General features: G+C 69.2%; 14 protein-coding genes. 6 read left to right on the forward strand and 8 right to left on the reverse strand.

What is annotated here, in order from left to right; genetic code table 11:
- The first annotated feature begins 150 nt into the window (after nt 1-150).
- Nucleotides 151-1,476: a copper amine oxidase gene (locus ACYVK5_RS04055; protein WP_460702050.1), complete on the forward strand. Its 1,326-nt coding sequence runs from the start codon at nt 151-153 to the stop codon at nt 1,474-1,476.
- Nucleotides 1,477-1,581: 105 nt separating this feature from the next.
- Here ACYVK5_RS04055 and ACYVK5_RS04060 read toward each other — a convergent pair whose 3' ends face one another.
- From ACYVK5_RS04060 to trpS, 3 genes are all read right to left on the reverse strand, one after another.
- Nucleotides 1,582-2,064 carry a glutathione peroxidase gene (locus ACYVK5_RS04060; RefSeq protein WP_460702052.1) on the reverse strand — a complete coding sequence of 161 codons (483 nt, stop codon included), beginning with the start codon at nt 2,062-2,064 and terminating at the stop codon, nt 1,582-1,584.
- A gap of 127 nt (nt 2,065-2,191) precedes the next feature.
- Nucleotides 2,192-5,764, reverse strand: a complete 3,573-nt coding sequence (locus tag ACYVK5_RS04065; RefSeq protein ID WP_460702054.1) for a hypothetical protein — start codon at nt 5,762-5,764, stop codon at nt 2,192-2,194.
- Between the two features lie 278 nt (nt 5,765-6,042).
- Entirely contained in the window at nt 6,043-7,191 is a 1,149-nt protein-coding gene (gene trpS, locus ACYVK5_RS04070) for a tryptophan--tRNA ligase (RefSeq protein WP_460702056.1), read from the reverse strand.
- A gap of 841 nt (nt 7,192-8,032) precedes the next feature.
- Here trpS and ltrA point away from each other — a divergent pair.
- Nucleotides 8,033-9,601, forward strand: coding sequence for a group II intron reverse transcriptase/maturase (gene ltrA, locus ACYVK5_RS04075; RefSeq protein WP_460702058.1), 1,569 nt, complete (start codon nt 8,033-8,035; stop codon nt 9,599-9,601).
- 64 nt (nt 9,602-9,665) lie between these two features.
- On the opposite strand, the gene ACYVK5_RS04080 is transcribed toward ltrA, so the two are convergent.
- The 4 genes from ACYVK5_RS04080 to ACYVK5_RS04095 form a co-directional block, all read right to left on the reverse strand.
- Nucleotides 9,666-9,833: a hypothetical protein gene (locus ACYVK5_RS04080; protein WP_460702060.1), complete on the reverse strand. Its 168-nt coding sequence runs from the start codon at nt 9,831-9,833 to the stop codon at nt 9,666-9,668.
- A gap of 26 nt (nt 9,834-9,859) precedes the next feature.
- The gene (gene def / locus ACYVK5_RS04085; RefSeq protein ID WP_460702062.1) at nt 9,860-10,420 is read right to left on the reverse strand and encodes a peptide deformylase; all 561 of its coding nucleotides are present in this window, start codon (nt 10,418-10,420) and stop codon (nt 9,860-9,862) included.
- A gap of 73 nt (nt 10,421-10,493) precedes the next feature.
- The gene (locus ACYVK5_RS04090) at nt 10,494-10,871 is read right to left on the reverse strand and encodes a hypothetical protein (RefSeq protein WP_460702064.1); all 378 of its coding nucleotides are present in this window, start codon (nt 10,869-10,871) and stop codon (nt 10,494-10,496) included.
- Nucleotides 10,868-12,292: a helix-turn-helix domain-containing protein gene (locus ACYVK5_RS04095; RefSeq protein WP_460702066.1), complete on the reverse strand. Its 1,425-nt coding sequence runs from the start codon at nt 12,290-12,292 to the stop codon at nt 10,868-10,870. The genes ACYVK5_RS04090 and ACYVK5_RS04095 overlap by 4 nt, the downstream gene beginning before the upstream one ends.
- Before the next feature lie 248 nt (nt 12,293-12,540).
- Between ACYVK5_RS04095 and ACYVK5_RS04100 the strand changes: the two genes are divergently transcribed.
- The 4 genes from ACYVK5_RS04100 (at nt 12,541) to ACYVK5_RS04115 (ending at nt 14,155) form a co-directional block, all read left to right on the forward strand.
- On the forward strand, nt 12,541-12,687 hold the full coding sequence (locus tag ACYVK5_RS04100) for a hypothetical protein (RefSeq protein ID WP_460702068.1): 147 nt from the start codon (nt 12,541-12,543) through the stop codon (nt 12,685-12,687).
- A 225-nt stretch (nt 12,688-12,912) separates the two neighbouring features.
- Complete coding sequence (locus ACYVK5_RS04105; RefSeq protein WP_460702070.1) at nt 12,913-13,287, forward strand: hypothetical protein; 375 nt, start codon at nt 12,913-12,915, stop codon at nt 13,285-13,287.
- The gene (locus ACYVK5_RS04110; protein ID WP_460702071.1) at nt 13,284-13,673 is read left to right on the forward strand and encodes a hypothetical protein; all 390 of its coding nucleotides are present in this window, start codon (nt 13,284-13,286) and stop codon (nt 13,671-13,673) included. Before ACYVK5_RS04105 ends, ACYVK5_RS04110 begins: the two co-directional genes overlap by 4 nt.
- Complete coding sequence (locus ACYVK5_RS04115; RefSeq protein WP_460702073.1) at nt 13,670-14,155, forward strand: type II toxin-antitoxin system RelE family toxin; 486 nt, start codon at nt 13,670-13,672, stop codon at nt 14,153-14,155. Before ACYVK5_RS04110 ends, ACYVK5_RS04115 begins: the two co-directional genes overlap by 4 nt.
- Here the strand turns inward: ACYVK5_RS04115 and ACYVK5_RS04120 are convergent.
- Nucleotides 14,149-15,189, reverse strand: coding sequence for a pseudouridine synthase (locus ACYVK5_RS04120; protein ID WP_460702075.1), 1,041 nt, complete (start codon nt 15,187-15,189; stop codon nt 14,149-14,151). The genes ACYVK5_RS04115 and ACYVK5_RS04120 overlap by 7 nt on opposite strands.
- Nucleotides 15,190-15,258: the final 69 nt, after the last annotated feature.

Below are 15,258 nucleotides of genomic sequence, written 5' to 3' on the forward strand. Positions count from 1 at the left end.
GCGTGACGCAAGTCGCGCCGGGCCGGTCCGTGCCTGAAGATCGGTGGGAGCGAGGGGTCTCACCAGCGACTTTCAGGGGGTAGCAGGGTGCCGGATCAGAGTGGTGAACGACGGCGGTCGTGGCCGGGTCAGACGGGGATCGTGGCGGTGATGGTCGTCTGCCTCGCCGCCATCGCGGCGGTGGTCGTCACGTTGCTGGTGGTGTCCGCGGAGCCCACCACGGGGGACGAGCGGGTGCCTCGGGGCGCATCGATGTCGTCGGCGGCGATCGAGGAACCCGACTGCGCCGAGAACGAGCCCGTCACGCAGACGCTCAGCAGCGGCTCGGCCTGGAGCATGTGCTGGCGGGTCGACCACAACACGGGGCTGGTGCTGGAGGACGTGACCTTCGCGCCGGTGGGGCACAAGCAGATGCAGGTGCTCGCGTCGCTCACGATCGGGCAGCTCGAGGTGCCGTACGACTCCGGCCTGCGCAACACCGAGGACATCACGTCGCAGGGGTTCGGCGGACGCTCGATGCTGACGCTCAACGAGAAGTCGTGCGGGGGAGAGCGCGTGACGGCGGACATGCCCGTGTTCGGCGACGGCAGCGTCGGAGGCGTCGAGACACGCGAGGTGCTCTGCCGGGAGACGGTGGACGGCGGCATCGCCTACCACGCGACCGGCGAGGCGCCGGGGTCCGAGCCGCTGGTGGAACGCCGGAAGGACCTGCGGCTGTCGACCGTGTCGAAGGTGGGCTGGTACGAGTACGTCACGCAGTACACGTTCGGCGCGGACGGCTCGATCACTCCCGAGCTCGGCGCCACCGGGGACCTGTCGCCGGCGGACTACACCGATGATCAGCATGGCTGGGCCGTCGGGGAGGGCGACCACGACCACGCGGCCAGCCACTCGCACAACGTGGTGTGGAAGGTGCACTGGGCGCTCGGCGGGCGCGGTGGGCTGGGGGTCGAGCAGTACGACGCCGGGGACACGGACGAGATGGGCCCGGAGTCCTGGGTGGTGGTCGGCAGCCTGGAGAAGATCGGCCGCGAGGACACGCGGAAGATGCAGAACCGTCGCTGGTGGCGCGTGCTGAACCCGGACCGCCTGAACGACGACGGGCACCCGGTCAGCTACGAGATCGACCTGGGCGCGTCGTCGTCGTTCACGTTCACGCGGGACGACGGGCACGAGCACGGCGGCTACGACATCGCCTTCACCGAGGCGGCGGACTGCGAGCTGTTCGCGACCGCGAACCGGGACGGCCACTGCGGCCGCGGCGTCCCGGACTACGTCGCCGACCGGCAGGAGCTGGACGACGTCGTGTCGTGGGTGGCGGTCGGGTTCCACCACGTGCCACGGGACGAGGATCAGAGCCCGATGGAGTCCCACTGGCAGGGCTTCTCGATGATCCCGCGCGACGTCACAGCCACGCGACCGGACGTGCCGGCAGGCCAGGAGCGCGTCAACGGCAGCCCGCCGCCGCTGGAATAGCGCCGGCACGAGGTTCCCGCCCTGACCACGAGCTTGCCGCGCGTCGCCAGAGTGCGACGTGCGCCAGGCTCATGCCGGCGACGGAGACTTCATGGCCCGGGTGGGTCAGCGGGGGAGATGGGTCTCGATCTCCTCGACGACCTCCGGGGCGTCCGGGACCGTGTGCGGGTCGAAGCGGCGCACCTCGCCGCCCGGGAGGACGAGGAACTTCTCGAAGTTCCAGCGCACGCGACCGGAGTGGCCGTCGGCGTCGGCGGTCTTCTTGAGCTCGGCGTACAGCGGATGCGTGTGGCGCCCGTTCACCTTGACGCGGTCCACGACGGGGAAGGTCACGCCGTAGGTCGTGGAGCAGAACTCGGCGACCTTCTCGTTGCTGCCGTACTCCTGGAAGAACTGGTTGCTGGGAAACCCGATCACGGTGAACCCGCGGTCGGAGTAGGCCTTCTGCAGCTGCTCGAGCGCCGTGTACTGGGGCGTGAGGCCGCAGCGGGACGCGACGTTGACGACAAGGACGACGTCGTCGGCGTGGTCGGCGAGCGTGGTCTCGCTGCCGTCCATCCGGCGGAAGGGGATGTCGTAGAGGCTCATGCGTCCATCCTGGCATCGGCGGCGGCCCGTTCATAACCAGGTCCGCGGTGGACCTGGGACGATGCCTGGCTCCGGGCGGTGGGGTCTCGCGCGCCGCGGGACGGGTCCCGCGGCGCGCGAGAGGGTGTCAGCCCGCGGCCACGGCCAGCCAGCTCAGCACCGGCGCCTCCGTGCCGCCGTCGTTCGCGACGCGGAACGTCACGACGGTCTCCTCGGTGAGCGTGAAGCTCCCCGTCAGCACCTCGGAACGGCCGCTGCTGCCGTTCGGGAACGCCACCGCGCCGAGCGGTACGGAGTGTGCCGCGCCGTCGCCCCCGGTCCACGAGACGGACGTCGCCATACGCCGCGACCGCCCGTTGCCCGGGTTCCACCACTCGGTGTGCCCGGACGAGATCGTGTACTCACCGGCCGGGAGGGTCAGCCGGTAGTCCAGCGGCTGCCCCGTGCCCGAGGTGTAGTAGCCCGTTTCGCGCATCTTGTCGTAGGGGTTGGTCCCGAGCGGCGCCTTGCCCGAGTACGACGCCGCACGGCCCCAGCCGGCGTCGTCGGACCACAGGGCGTCGGGCACGTCGTTGCGCAGCCCCTCGCCGCGGGTGTCGGCGAGCGCCCGGACCGCGGGGTACGCCTCGCCGCCACCGACCGCCGGCGCGTTGGCGTCGACGAAGTACACCAGGCCCTCCGGTACCACCTCGACGATCGTCGAGACCCGCAGCGACGGGTCGTTCCTGAACGTCCCGTCGATGCGGACCATGGAGTACGGCTCGTCGAACGCGCCGGCGGGCACGAACCAGTCGACCGCGGCGTCGATGGCCGACCCGGAGGCCGACGTCGTGACCACCGTCTCGGGGAGGTCGGGTTCCTGGCCGACGGCGGTCGCGGACCGCGCGATCGGCTCCGCCACGGCGACGGGCCGCTTCGCGTCGGGCACCCTCGGGGGCCGGGCCCCGCCGCTGAGCACGTCGAAGCCGTCGAGCGTGAACGTCCCGCTGACGACGCGAACCGTGACGGTGTGCCGCTTCTGCTTCAGGCCACGCAGCCAGTACGACGTCTCGCGCGTCCCGGCCGCACCGACCTGCTCGGTGCGCACCGGCCGGTCGTCGATCGCGACCTCAAGCGTCGCCGCGCCCGTGGCGCCGAACAGGTTCAGGCCCGTGCCGGTGAAGTCCAGCGTGGCGGACTGCCCCTCGGTGAGCACGTGCAGGGTCCGGTTGAAATGCGTGAAGCTCGACTGCGCGAATCGCGCGCCGTCGGGGTAGGACACGCGCGCGTCGGAGTCGTCGAGCTTCTCGGACTTCCACGCCTGGCCCTTGATCGGCGTGATCGCGAGGTTGTCGTACTGAGTGTTGTAGAACCCGCTGACGAGCGAGACGCGGCCCGCGAGCACCGGGTTGGCCGCCGGGTCGACCCACTGCTTCAGCAGGTCACCGTCCAGCCGCGCGGTGATGACGTTCTCGCGTGCCTCGACCGACAGCCGGTGCCACGCCCCCGGGTCGAACCCGTCGAGCGTGCCCGACGCGACGACGGTGTCGAGCTTGCGCAGCTCCCACGTGCCGTCCGCGTGGACTCGGGTGGCGTAGGTGGCCTGATCGCCGCCGCGCGCGTAGACCTGCCGCACGCCGAGACCCGCGAAGTTGGCCAGGCTCTCGTCACTCACGGTCTCGTCGAGGCGGAAGTCGATCCTCGCGGTGTAGTCGGCCCACCGGTGGTCGCCCAGCACGGTCGACGGCGCGGCCGACTGCAGGACATCCTGCCGCCCGTCGCCCCACACGTTCCACGTGAAGCCCCGGTTCTCGGCGTGGATCTGCTGCTGCAGCACGTTGTTGCGGTGCCACCAGCGGCCGGTTTCCACCACCTCGAACGCGCCGTCCTGGTCCGCCGTGTACCGCGGGGTTCCGCCGCGGCGCTCCACGTACGACATCCGCTCCCCGCCCACGACGGTGGTGCGGTAGTCGTCGTACTCGAAGTTGTCGCGGTAGGGCAGTCCGAGGATCTCGTCCTCCGCCTCGGACGCGTAGTCGCCCGGCGTGTACTCCCGCGTCGTGCCGTCGACGCCGTGCGGCAGAGTGGACAGCGTCAGGATCGAGTACGGCTCGACCTGCACGCGGTAGACGTCGTGCTCGGTCCCGCCGATCGTCTCGGTGCGCACGGGTGCGTAGTGGCCGACGTTCTGGAAGTAGTTGGCGTCGTACGCCTCACCGGCCTCCGGGCCCGTGGTCTCCCAGGCGTGGAGCGACCGGCCGCCCTCACCCAGGTTCGCGACCTTGACCTCGAAGTACCGCGCGGTCGCCGTGTTGTTGGCGTGCACCTGCGTCAGCTCGGGTTCGCCGTCGGCGCTTGCGGGGGTGCGCAGGGTCATGACGGTGCGGGTCGAGGTGTCGACGTTGGTGCCGCCGTCGCCCTTGGTCCCGTCGCCGCCCGTGGCGCCCTCGATGTACTCCCAGCCGTGCTCCGCGAACTGGTGGAAGTGCCGCACCGTCGAGATGCCGATGTCGCCCTCCCAGTAGCCCGACCAGGGATCGGACGCCCGGATCAGGTGCTTGGGCGAGTACTGCTGGCCCTCGTACATCGCGCTCACGGCCGGCTGGAACAGGAACGTGGTCATGTGCGCGGGGTCGTCGCCCGCCCCGCTCCACCGGTAGGCGTTGATGAAGCGGTCCGCGATGTCCGCGGCGCCGACCGCGCCGCCGACGCCGCCGCGCGCGGGCTCCGCGTTCACGCGGTACTGCGGGTCGATCATGGGCGCGACGCCCTCGGAGTACAGGATCGGCTTGCCGAACTCCTTGTTGAGCCGCGTGACGTTGGGGCCGCCCACGATGTCGTAGTGGTAGCCGAGCGCGTCGACCTGCTCGAGCGCCTCGGGGTCCGCGAGGATCTTGCCGGCGATCCGGTCGCCCTCGCGGTAGGAGTCGAGCGCGATGATCTTGATCTTCGAGTAGTCGAAGCGGGCGTCGTCGGCGGTCGCGTCGCGTTCGAGCCACTTGGCGAACTGGACGGTCCAGTCGAGCTCGGCGTCCTGGTAGGTGTCGCGGCGCACCTCGTTCTGCGACGGGCTCACCCAGTCGAGCTCGACGCCGTAGGTGTCGTACGCGGCGTCGATCGTCTCCTTGTACCACTGGTAGCGCTTGGCCGGGTCGTTGCCGGTCCACGACGGCTCGGCCCAGCGGAGGACCTCGGTCTCGATGTCCGGGTTGATCGTCAGTGCGTCGGCGATGAAGTGGAAGCCGGCGCCGCGCAGCACGTTGGCCGGCTCGTCGGCGCTCCGCTTGGTCGCCGGCTCCGCGCCCGACGACGTGTTGGAGTCCGCGCCCAGCTCGACCTTGATGTGCGCGAGGCCCGCGCCGTCGACCGGGTCGAAGAGCAGGCGCATGATCGACCAGTAGGCGTCCGGGTTCTCCTCCTTGTAGTCGAGGAGCAGCTTGCCGGTGTTGTTGCACGACACCGAGCCGAAGCCACCGAACACGTTGTAGGGCGTGCCGTCCGCGCGGCGCTCGACGTCGTCGCCGTCGACGACGAGCTCGCGCCAGTCGATCGACGGGTCGTCGACGTCGAGTTCGGGGCCGGTGGTCGCGATGGCCGACGGCGTAGCCGCGGCCGTGTCCGGAGCGGCGGCGGCCGATGGAGAAAGCAGGCCGCCCGCGGCCAGTGTGAGGACTGCGACCGCAGCGGCGGGCCTGCCCCTGCGGCGATGGGGACGTGACATGGGTGCTCTCCGTCGTCTTTGACTGGTCTGGTACGGAGAGCGGCGATCATCGATGATTGGTTCTGATCGAATGGTGCGAAGCCTGTTCACTCCCCTGATCAGAAAGTAGGCGGTCGTGACGCTTCGGGTCAACGAATTGATCGATAGTGATCGCTTCGGAGGGCTGGGCTGGTGACGTCGCGTTCGAAAGGGCGAGGACCATGGGCGTGACCCTCTGGATCGGGGCCCGTGATGACGTACAGCCCGCGAGGCCTCGCAGACGCTCCGGTGCTTGTGCGTCAGTAGGTCATGTGCATGAGGTCTCGGACCTCGTCGAGGGTCTGGTCGGCGATCTCGTTGGCGCGCGTGTTCCCGCGTGCGAGGAGGTCGTGCAGGTACTGCGGGCCCCGGGTGGCAGCCTCGGCGCGGCGGGCGCGCATCGGGCGCAGACCCTCCACGAGCGCTTCGGTGACGACCTGCTTGAGCTGTCCGGCCCCGGCGGCGCCGATCTCCTCAGCCAGCGCTTCCGGTGTCGTTGAGGCGAAGTGGGCTCCGATGGTCAGCAGGTTGGCGATCTCCGGGCGCCGGTCGGGCTCGTAGGTGATGTGCCGCTCTGGGTCGGTCTTGGCCCGCTTGATGAACGCGACCGTCTCGTCCTCGCCGGCGCGGAGCTCAAGGGCGTTGCCCGCGGACTTGGACATCTTTGCCCCGTCGTTCCCCAGGATCGTCGGTGCGGGAACGATCAACGCGTCCGGCTCAGGAAAGTACGGGGCCGCAGGCGCGTACCGGTTGTTGAACCGCCGTGCGACCGTGCGGGTGATCTCCAGGTGCGGCAGCTGATCCTGTCCCACCGGGACCAGGTTGCCGTGGCAGAACAGGATGTCGGCGGCCTGGTGCACCGGGTAGGTGAACATCAGCCCCGACATGCCACGCCTCCCGCGCCGCTCGGCCGCGAGCGTCTCGGCCTTGACGGTCGGGTTGCGCTCCAGTTCGGCCACGGTCACCAGCGACAAGAACGGCAGCAGCAGTTGGTTCAGCGCGGGCACGGCCGAGTGGGTGAAGATCGTGGTGCGCTCCGGGTCGATCCCGACGGCGAGGTAGTCCAACAGCACGTCACGCACCACGGCGGGCAGGTCGCCGGCCACGTCCCGGTCGGTGATGACCTGGTAGTCCGCGACGATCAGGAAGACGTCCACGCCGCGGGCCTGCAGGCGCACGCGGTTGTCCAGGGTTCCGATCAGATGCCCCAGGTGCAGCGCCCCTGTGGGCCGCTCACCCGTCAGCACCCGGAACCGGGCCGGGTCTGCAGCGATCCGCTGCTCCAGGACCGTAGAGCGTTCCCGGGCGGCGCGTACTGAATCGGTCGCGTGCACGTTCTCGCGTGCCGTGTCCGACGACGGTCCAGCGGGAGCGGTCGCAACGCTCGGAACGGTGGTGGGAAGTGTCATGGCTGGTTCTCCTCTTTGGTGTCACGCCTGCCACCGTCGGAGAACCGTCCCCACATGCGAACGTCCCGGCTGCGGCAGGCGGCTCGGGACGATGCGAAGGGCGCGTCAGGTCACGGCTGCGAGCGCAGCCGCCACCAGAAACGCCGAGAGGTCATGCCCTTGAGCATAGCCGGAGGCTATTCCGCAGCGACTGCGGCACGTGCGACACGAAGTCGCATGACATGAGTAGGTCACGTAGTAGGAGGCTCCAGATGGTGGCGTGATCTCCGGTTCGTGCTCGATGGCCGGTCTCCTCCCTGGCGTGCGTCGCGGGTAACTGCGGGGTGCGGAGCCCAGGGTTCAAGCCGAAGGGTCCTCGTTCCTTCCGAGGGCTACGGGCAAGGAGAAGGACGGGCGGGCGAACACGTGTGAACCCTTGGTTGATGCCTCGTCAGGTTGAAGGTCCGGATGAAGGGAAGCGGTCCCGGACCGGGTTAGGGACTATGCCGATGTGAAGCGGCGTATGCCGGCTGCTGACTGCCAAGCAGTTGGGTGAGCACCATCGTCCCCGGGGTATAGAGGGCGCCCATTCCGTCCGTGTCTCATGCATGTGGAACGTGGAAACCCCGTCTGGGTCCAGTCTTCGGACTGGTAGGCGAACCGTAAGGGGAGCGGAATTCCCAGCCGGGACAGGATGACCCGAGAAGCGAATGCCGGTGCGTCGAAAGGCGACGGGAAGGACACCCACGCAGGATGCGGCCGCCTCCTGGTCGTGGTGGGTGTCGAACCGGCCGGATACGAGCGGTGTGCTCGGCCCGAGAGGGAGCCCACGCGGGTCAGGTGAGTCTGTGAAGAGAGGACGATGAACGCAACGACGGAACACGCGGGGACGTTGGACGCCGCCACCACGGTGACGGTGAACGGACCGCGAGACTTCCCCGAGGACTGGGGCCAGGTCGACTGGACCCGGGCTGAGGCGGAGGTACGACGGCTGCGGCAACGCATCTTCACGGCGTCAAGGGCAGGCGAGCACCGTAAGGTGCGCAGCCTGCAACGGTTGATGCTGCGATCCCGGGCCAACGCGCTGCTCAGCACGCGCCGGGTCGCGCAGGTCAACAAGGGACGCAAGACGGCCGGGATCGACGGGCGCACCGCGCTGTGGGGATCGGACCGGGTGGAACTTGCCCGGTGGGTCCAACAACACGGGCGCACGTCGCAGGCCCGGCCGGTGCGGCGGATCTACATTCCCAAGGCGAACGGCAAGCGACGCCCGCTCGGCATCCCCGTGATCGCCGATCGTGCGGCTCAAGCCGTGGTGCTCAACGCTTTGGAGCCTGAGTGGGAGGCCCGGTTCGAGATGCGAAGCTACGGCTTCCGTCCCGGCCGGAGCTGTCACGACGCCATCGAGGCGATCTGGCTGGTCTGCAAGGGCAAGAACCCGCAGCGGTCCTGGGTTCTCGATGCGGACCTGACGGCGGCGTTCGACCGGATCGATCACGACCGGCTCCTCGATCATCTGCACGGGTTCCCCGCCAGGGAACGCGTGGCCAGATGGTTGAAGGCCGGGGTGATCGAGAACGGATCGTTCGCTCCGACTCACGAGGGAACGCCGCAGGGCGGGGTCATCAGCCCGTTGCTGATGAACATCGCCCTGCACGGAATGGAGACCGCTGCAGGGGCCCGGACCGATACGAGGCCGTCACGACACGGCCGGTCGGTGTCAGGCACTCCGGTCCTGGTGAGGTACGCCGACGACCTGGTCGCGCTCTGCCACTCCCGTGAGCAGGCACAACAGGTCAAGGGCGACCTCGCCAAGTGGCTGGCGCCCCGGGGGCTGTCGTTCAACGAGGACAAGACACGGATCGTGGCCTTGTCCGAGGGGTTCGACTTCCTCGGGTTCAACATCCGCCACTACCGCAACGTCGGGAAACTGCTGATCAAGCCGTCCAAGGCAGCGGTCAAACGGTTCCGCACCAGGCTGCGCGCCGAGGTGCGCAGCCTCTACGGCGCGAACGCGATTGCCGTGATCAGCAGGCTCAACCCGATCCTGCGCGGCTGGGCCGGGTACTACCGCGCGGTCGTGTCCAACCGGACCTTCAGCAGCATCGACAACACCCTGTGGTGGACGCTGCTGAAGTGGGCCAGGCGCCGACACCCGGCGAAGACGGACGGATGGATCGCGGACCGCTACTTCGGGCGGTTCAACCCGTCCCGACAGGACCGCTCGGTCTTCGGCGATCAGGAAACTGGCGCCTACCTGCAGAAACTGCAGTGGACACCCATCCGCCGCTACCAGATGGTCAACACCGACGCGTCCCCGGACGACCCGGCGCTGACCTCCTACTGGCAGCAGCGCCGTCAACGCCGAGTGCCACCGGATACACCAGCACCCCAACCCCGTACCCCACGACGCCCGACGGGACTTGCTTGAGCCGGATGCGGTGAAAGCCGCACGTCCGGTTCTGAGGGGGCCCCGGCTCGGCAACGAGCCGGGGCTACCCGACACGGCGCGCTGTCCCGGCGTCCTCGGGCAGGGTGAGCGGCCGGGCGGGGCGGCGCAGACCTGGGTCGCCTTCTTGCACGATGCCGAGCTCTGCCATGGTCTCGGTGATCGGCCCGGGTGTCCGAAGCGCCGTCGCGGCGTTGCCCGTGTCTGCCGTCATCGCTCCAGGTTCATTCCTTGGTGTCGTCAGGCGTTCTGGCGTTGGTGGAGCCAGTTCTGGACGGTGGTGAGGGTGTGCATGTCGGGCATGCGGTCGACGAACTCGATGGCGTCGAGGTGGTCGGTCTCGTGCTGGATGACGCGGGCCACGTAGCCGCTGTAGTCGCGGGTGACGCGTTCGCCGTCGCGGGTGGTGTGCTCCACGGTGATGGTCTCGGCGCGGGGTACCTGGCCCAGGAGTCCGGGTACGGAGAAGCAGCCCTCCCAGTCTGAGGCCTGGCTGTTGGAGTGTCGGGTGATGGTGGGGTTGATCAGTTCGATCAGGGGGTGTTCGGGCCGGTCGGGGAAGACGTCGGTCTTGCGGACCTCGATGACCGCGACCCGCACCGAAGCGCCGATCTGGGGTGCTGCCAGGCCAGCTCCGTTGAGCTCGCGCAGCCGGGCCACCATCGCGTCGAGCAGGTTCATGGTGTCTGGCCCGAGGTCGACCTCGCGGGTGGGTGCTTTCAGGCGTGGGTCGCCGATGGTGACCACGCCTTCACCGGCGATCCCGGCGATCCAGTCGGCGTTACTGTGCGTCAGCGTCATGAGGTTTCCTCCTCCGGGATGCGAGGGGTGAGCAGCCGGTGGACGTGCCGCGCCAGGTCTCTCCTGGCGCTTCCTATCGGAGACGTTCGATGGTCTCGAAGATCTCGGTGTCGGTCTTCTGCTGCCAGGCGGGCATGTCGTCCCAGTCCGCGACGTAGGAGGGCTTGGGATCGGGAAAGTGCTTGTAGATCTGCCCGATCCAGCACAGCGCGACGAACCGGCCCTTCTGCTCGCGGGTGAGCCGGCTGGCCGCACCGCCGGTGGTCTCAGCGAAGGCGCGGATCTGGTCGAAGACGGCCGCGGCGGCGGATCGCTCCCATTCGGGAGTCTCGTCCCAGGGCGCGATGTAGCCGGGCTTGGGCTCACCCGGATAGTGCGCGGTAACGCCGGCGATCCATGCCTCGCGGAAGATGCGGCCGGGTTCGTGGTGCAACGTGGTTCCCTTCGTCATGCTGCGGTCAGGGTGGTGATCCGGGCGTCGAGTTCCCGAACTCGGAGGTCGCCCTGGAGCGGCCCGAGGTGCGGGCGCAGGTCGAGTAGCTTGCGGGCGATCATGCCGGACCGGGTCTCGTGCGCGTGCGTGAGCACGGCGTCGGCGTGGGTGATGACCTGGTCGAGGTCACCGCGTTGAGCGCCCACGACTGCGAGGTCTGCCAGGACTCCGGCGCGGCGGCGGATGGACGTGGCGTGACCGAGCGCTTCGGTCAGTGCGGCCTCCGCCAGGTCTGGGCGGCCCAGGGTCACGTAGCAGGTGCCGCGTTCTTCGGGGAGTCGGGAGCCGTTGAAGCGCAGCCAGCCGCCGTTGTGGATTGTTCCCGTCAGTCCGGCGACCTCCTCGGCGCTGTCCAGCGCCCGGCGGCAGGCGTCCAGGTCTCCCAGGCCGGCGAAGGTCTCGCCCTGCACGGCCGCTACCCAGTGGCGTGTCGACAGTTCGCCGTCGCCTCGCGTGGCAATCGTTGCGGCGAGGTCAAGCAATGGTGCGGCGTCGGCGAATCGCTTCTCATACACCGAAAGGTAGGCATGCCGGGTGAGCGCGCAGGCCCACAGGTCGTGCGAGCCGGCCTCCTTACCGGCCTGAGCCGCCAGGTGATAGCAGTGCGCCGCATCGGTGTAGTGGTCCGCGTCGAAGTAGATCTCTCCGGCGAGCTGGAACAGGTCCGCCGCCAGCGTGCACAGATGCCGACGCGCGCTCGGGCCGGGAGAACCTCGCAGGCATTCCACGAGGACCGACAGTTGCCGTCGCACCAGCGGCATCGCGTCGCTCTTCGACGGGGCGAATGCGTACACCTGCCACAGGTGCTCATTGAACTTCCGGAACTCCGCAACCGGCGGCGTCGGCCCCGGAGCAGGGGCAACGGGGAGGAGCATGGTCGCGGCGAATGTGCTGAGCAGTCGCAGCATCTCCCGGCGGTGCACGTCGTCGTCTCCCTCCCGGACCGGGCCGGTCACCGTAGAGCCCGTGCTGGGCACCATGATGACGTGCTCGGAGCGGTCGGCAGTATGGTCGACCACCATCAGCTCGGCGAGGGAGAAGAGCTCTTGGTCGGCGTCGTCGAGCAGGTCGCTGACTGTGCAGCCGTTGCCGAAGGTGCGGGCCAGCGCCCCGAGGATCGTCAGAGACGGCTTTGTGCCGCCATAGGGCCAGGACTCCCACTCGCTGACCCGGCTCTCGGAGATCGTGAGGTCAGGGTTGGTCGTGCGTAGCTGTTGCACGAGCTTCCACTGCGGCCAGCCCATCGCGTACCGCCACGCCGTGCGTGGGCGTACGCGGAACGTCGTGCCGATCTCGGCGGCGACATGCGCCATCGCGTGCCCCTGAGCGAGCAGGCGCTCGCGGAGCTGTTCTCGTCGTGCCTTGGCGCTGGTGGCCATGCCCGCCCCTTCGATGGCCTGTTGACGTGCGACGTCCGCCTCGATCGTAGAGAACGACACCTCCGCGAGTCATTACTGGAGCGAAAACTTCCAACGCCTGGAAGAAATGCACCCGGCAGCGGCGGGATCTTCCAGAACCGCACCCCCACACAGTGGTCGAACGTGACGGCAACGCCTGCCCTCCGAGTCCGACCAGGGGAGCACGACATGACGAACAGCCCGCCGCCCGGGGCGCCACCATGCGCGACATGGAACAGGCCGCCCACGAGGCCGGCCTGGACTTCCCCCGCGGCTTCGAGGGCAAACGGCGTGCGCAATGGCGTAGCACGGCCGCAGTCCTCGGACGGCACTCCGAACGCCCCGCCGGATTCGAGCTACCCCTCGCCCCACCCTGAACCCTCCCAATTCTTGCGGCCGGACGCGCACCCCGCCCCACGCATCCCTGCCAGCGCCCGGCCGCAAGCCCGCCCACCCCGGGCGGGCACCCAGACGGGCCGGGACCGACGCCCCTCGGTCCCGGCCCACCCCCAGGCACCACCAACAACGCACCTGGAGGACATGGTGACCACCACCGCACCGCACCCGCGTGAGAGCGGGCCGAACCACACGAGGAGGCCCGCATGAGGAAGTCCTTCACGCCCCTGCCGCTGACGGCCTCGCGGGTGCGCGATAGCGTGCCGGACATGGCCAGTGATGACGGCGAGAGCCGGTTCGAGACCACCCCGATCCACCTGGACGAAGTCCACGACATCGGTGACCTGGACGCGCCTGCGGCGGCGTTGTTCGAGTACTGGCTGGAGAACCTGGGCAGTCGTTTCGGGCTCGTCAAGGACGGCCTCGTCGTGGGCGCGGTCATGGATCGTGTGGACGCCTCGATCTTCGAGCACCTGCAGGTCCGCTACCAGGACATGCCCGGGGAGCACCAGGCCCGTCAGCCGCGGGTGAGTGCCGGCACGATCGAGAACGAGAAGCGCCGAGCGCAGGAGCGGGCATGAACGACTTCACCAGCGACCTCGGCGACGACCTCAGCAACGACCTCGGCGACGGGCTGACGGACGAGGAGGCGAGTCTCGGCTTCATCGACCGGGCCACCGTGCGCACCGACGTGGACCTGGAACACATGGTCGACCTCGACCGCACCGGCCAGGCGCTGACCCGCATGACCCAGGCACTGGCCACCGATCCGGGACGCAAGATCGGCATCACCAAGAACGGCCAGGTCATCGCCGTACTGATCGACACGACCGATCTGAAGAACTTCGAGGGTCTGGAGCTGGAGGCCGAGGCCGAGTGGAGGGCTCGCGAGCCGGAGGAGCCCGACGACGGCACCTGGTACACGATCGATGGTGACCTCATCACCGAGGACGAGGACGACGGATGACCGCCGCCCGCAAGATCACGTACACCAGCGCCGCGGACAGTGAACTACGCCGGATCAAGAAGAAGAACTGGCGCACCTACGACAAGATCAAGGCCGACATCACCAGACAGGCCGCCGCCCCGCGACCCGCGCAGGACGTCAAGATCGGGATCTACCGTGTCCGCCTGACTGCCGAGCGTGACCGGCTGGTGGTCACCACGGTCACGGTCGAGGTGAGCCGCTACCGGATCAAGATCCACAACACCGCGCGCAGGCAACTCGACCAGATCAAGAAGGCCAACCGCAAGGCGTACGACCAGATCATGGCAAGGATCGACGCCCTGGCCGACAGGCCCAGGCCGGACGGTGTCAAGAAGATGAAGGGCACGCAGTTCGAATACCGGATCAAGGTCGGAGAGAACTTCCGGGTCGTCTACGAGATCGACGACGACGAACTCCTCGTCCTGGTCCTCGAAGCCGGAGACCGCAAGAACGTCTACTGACGCGTCCGGCAAGGTTGCGACGGGAGCGATATGTCGAGGGACCGACGAGACTCGAACCGGCGCAGCGCCCCGCTCAGCGGGTCCCGGAACTCCACCGACCGCGCCAGCAGCTGGAGCGGCCGCGCGAAGTCGTCCGGGGCGTCCTCGCGGAGCACCGGCCAGAACGGGTCGTGCAGGATCGGGACACCGAGCGACGCCATGTGCAGGCGGAGCTGGTGCGTCTTGCCGGTGTGCGGCTCCAGGCGGTAGAGGCCCAGGCCGCGCGCCTCGTCGGCGGCGACGAGCGCGATCAGCGACTCCGCGTTCGGCTCGCCCGGGACCTCCTGCGCGGGCGCCGTCCCGCGGTGCTTGACGATCCGCGAGCGCACCGTGACGGCCTGCCCGTCCGCCAGTCGGCGGAGCAGATCCGTGTCCGACGACGCCTGCAGGCTCGCCGCACCGTCCGCACCCGCCGCGCCACGACCGCCGTCGTCCACGGACACGAGCCGGGGGAGCGGCGCCACCGCCTCGTAGACCTTCCGCACCCGCCGCTCCTGGAAGAGCATCTGGTACGCCCCCCGCACCTCGCGGCGGACCGTCAGCACGAGCACCCCGGCCGTGGGCCGGTCGAGCCGGTGCACGGGACTGAGCTCGGGCAGGTCGAGCGTCGCGCGCAGGCGCACCAGCACGGTGTTCCGGATCCAGCGGCCGCGCGGCATGGTCGCGAGGAAGTGGGGCTTGTCGACCACGAGCAGGTCGTCGTCGCGGTGCAGGATCTCCGGCTCGAAGGGGATGTGCGGCTCGTCCGACGGCGGGTCGCGGTACAGGAAGAGGAATCCGCGCGGTTCGTACGGGGTGCTGGCCGTGACGGGCTCACCGCGACCGGTGACCACTTCCCCGGCCGCAACCTTCTCCCGCAGGCGGGCGGCGTCGTCGGGGAACCGGTCGAGCAGCCACGCGTACGACGTCGGATACCGGGCGACGGTCGTGTCGTCGTGCGGCAGCACGAGCCGCGTGGGATTCAGCCCGTCACGCACGGGCAGGGGCGAGCGCACGCCTCACGGTAACGCGGGGGAAGCGGGCGGCCGACACCCTGGGCAGCGGGCACGCCGCCAGTGGGAGAA

The sequence above is a fragment of the Myceligenerans halotolerans genome, assembly GCF_054782975.1.

What these genes read in the sequence shown, in the direction of transcription:
- ACYVK5_RS04055 (WP_460702050.1), top strand. Translation starts at nt 151, where the DNA reads ATGGTCGTCTGCCTCGCCGCCATCGCGGCGGTGGTCGTCACGTTGCTG.
- ACYVK5_RS04060 (WP_460702052.1), bottom strand. Translation starts at nt 2,064, where the DNA reads ATGAGCCTCTACGACATCCCCTTCCGCCGGATGGACGGCAGCGAGACC.
- ACYVK5_RS04065 (WP_460702054.1), bottom strand. Translation starts at nt 5,764, where the DNA reads ATGTCACGTCCCCATCGCCGCAGGGGCAGGCCCGCCGCTGCGGTCGCA.
- trpS (WP_460702056.1), bottom strand. Translation starts at nt 7,191, where the DNA reads ATGACACTTCCCACCACCGTTCCGAGCGTTGCGACCGCTCCCGCTGGA.
- ltrA (WP_460702058.1), top strand. Translation starts at nt 8,033, where the DNA reads ATGAACGCAACGACGGAACACGCGGGGACGTTGGACGCCGCCACCACG.
- ACYVK5_RS04080 (WP_460702060.1), bottom strand. Translation starts at nt 9,833, where the DNA reads ATGACGGCAGACACGGGCAACGCCGCGACGGCGCTTCGGACACCCGGG.
- def (WP_460702062.1), bottom strand. Translation starts at nt 10,420, where the DNA reads ATGACGCTGACGCACAGTAACGCCGACTGGATCGCCGGGATCGCCGGT.
- ACYVK5_RS04090 (WP_460702064.1), bottom strand. Translation starts at nt 10,871, where the DNA reads ATGACGAAGGGAACCACGTTGCACCACGAACCCGGCCGCATCTTCCGC.
- ACYVK5_RS04095 (WP_460702066.1), bottom strand. Translation starts at nt 12,292, where the DNA reads ATGGCCACCAGCGCCAAGGCACGACGAGAACAGCTCCGCGAGCGCCTG.
- ACYVK5_RS04100 (WP_460702068.1), top strand. Translation starts at nt 12,541, where the DNA reads ATGGAACAGGCCGCCCACGAGGCCGGCCTGGACTTCCCCCGCGGCTTC.
- ACYVK5_RS04105 (WP_460702070.1), top strand. Translation starts at nt 12,913, where the DNA reads ATGAGGAAGTCCTTCACGCCCCTGCCGCTGACGGCCTCGCGGGTGCGC.
- ACYVK5_RS04110 (WP_460702071.1), top strand. Translation starts at nt 13,284, where the DNA reads ATGAACGACTTCACCAGCGACCTCGGCGACGACCTCAGCAACGACCTC.
- ACYVK5_RS04115 (WP_460702073.1), top strand. Translation starts at nt 13,670, where the DNA reads ATGACCGCCGCCCGCAAGATCACGTACACCAGCGCCGCGGACAGTGAA.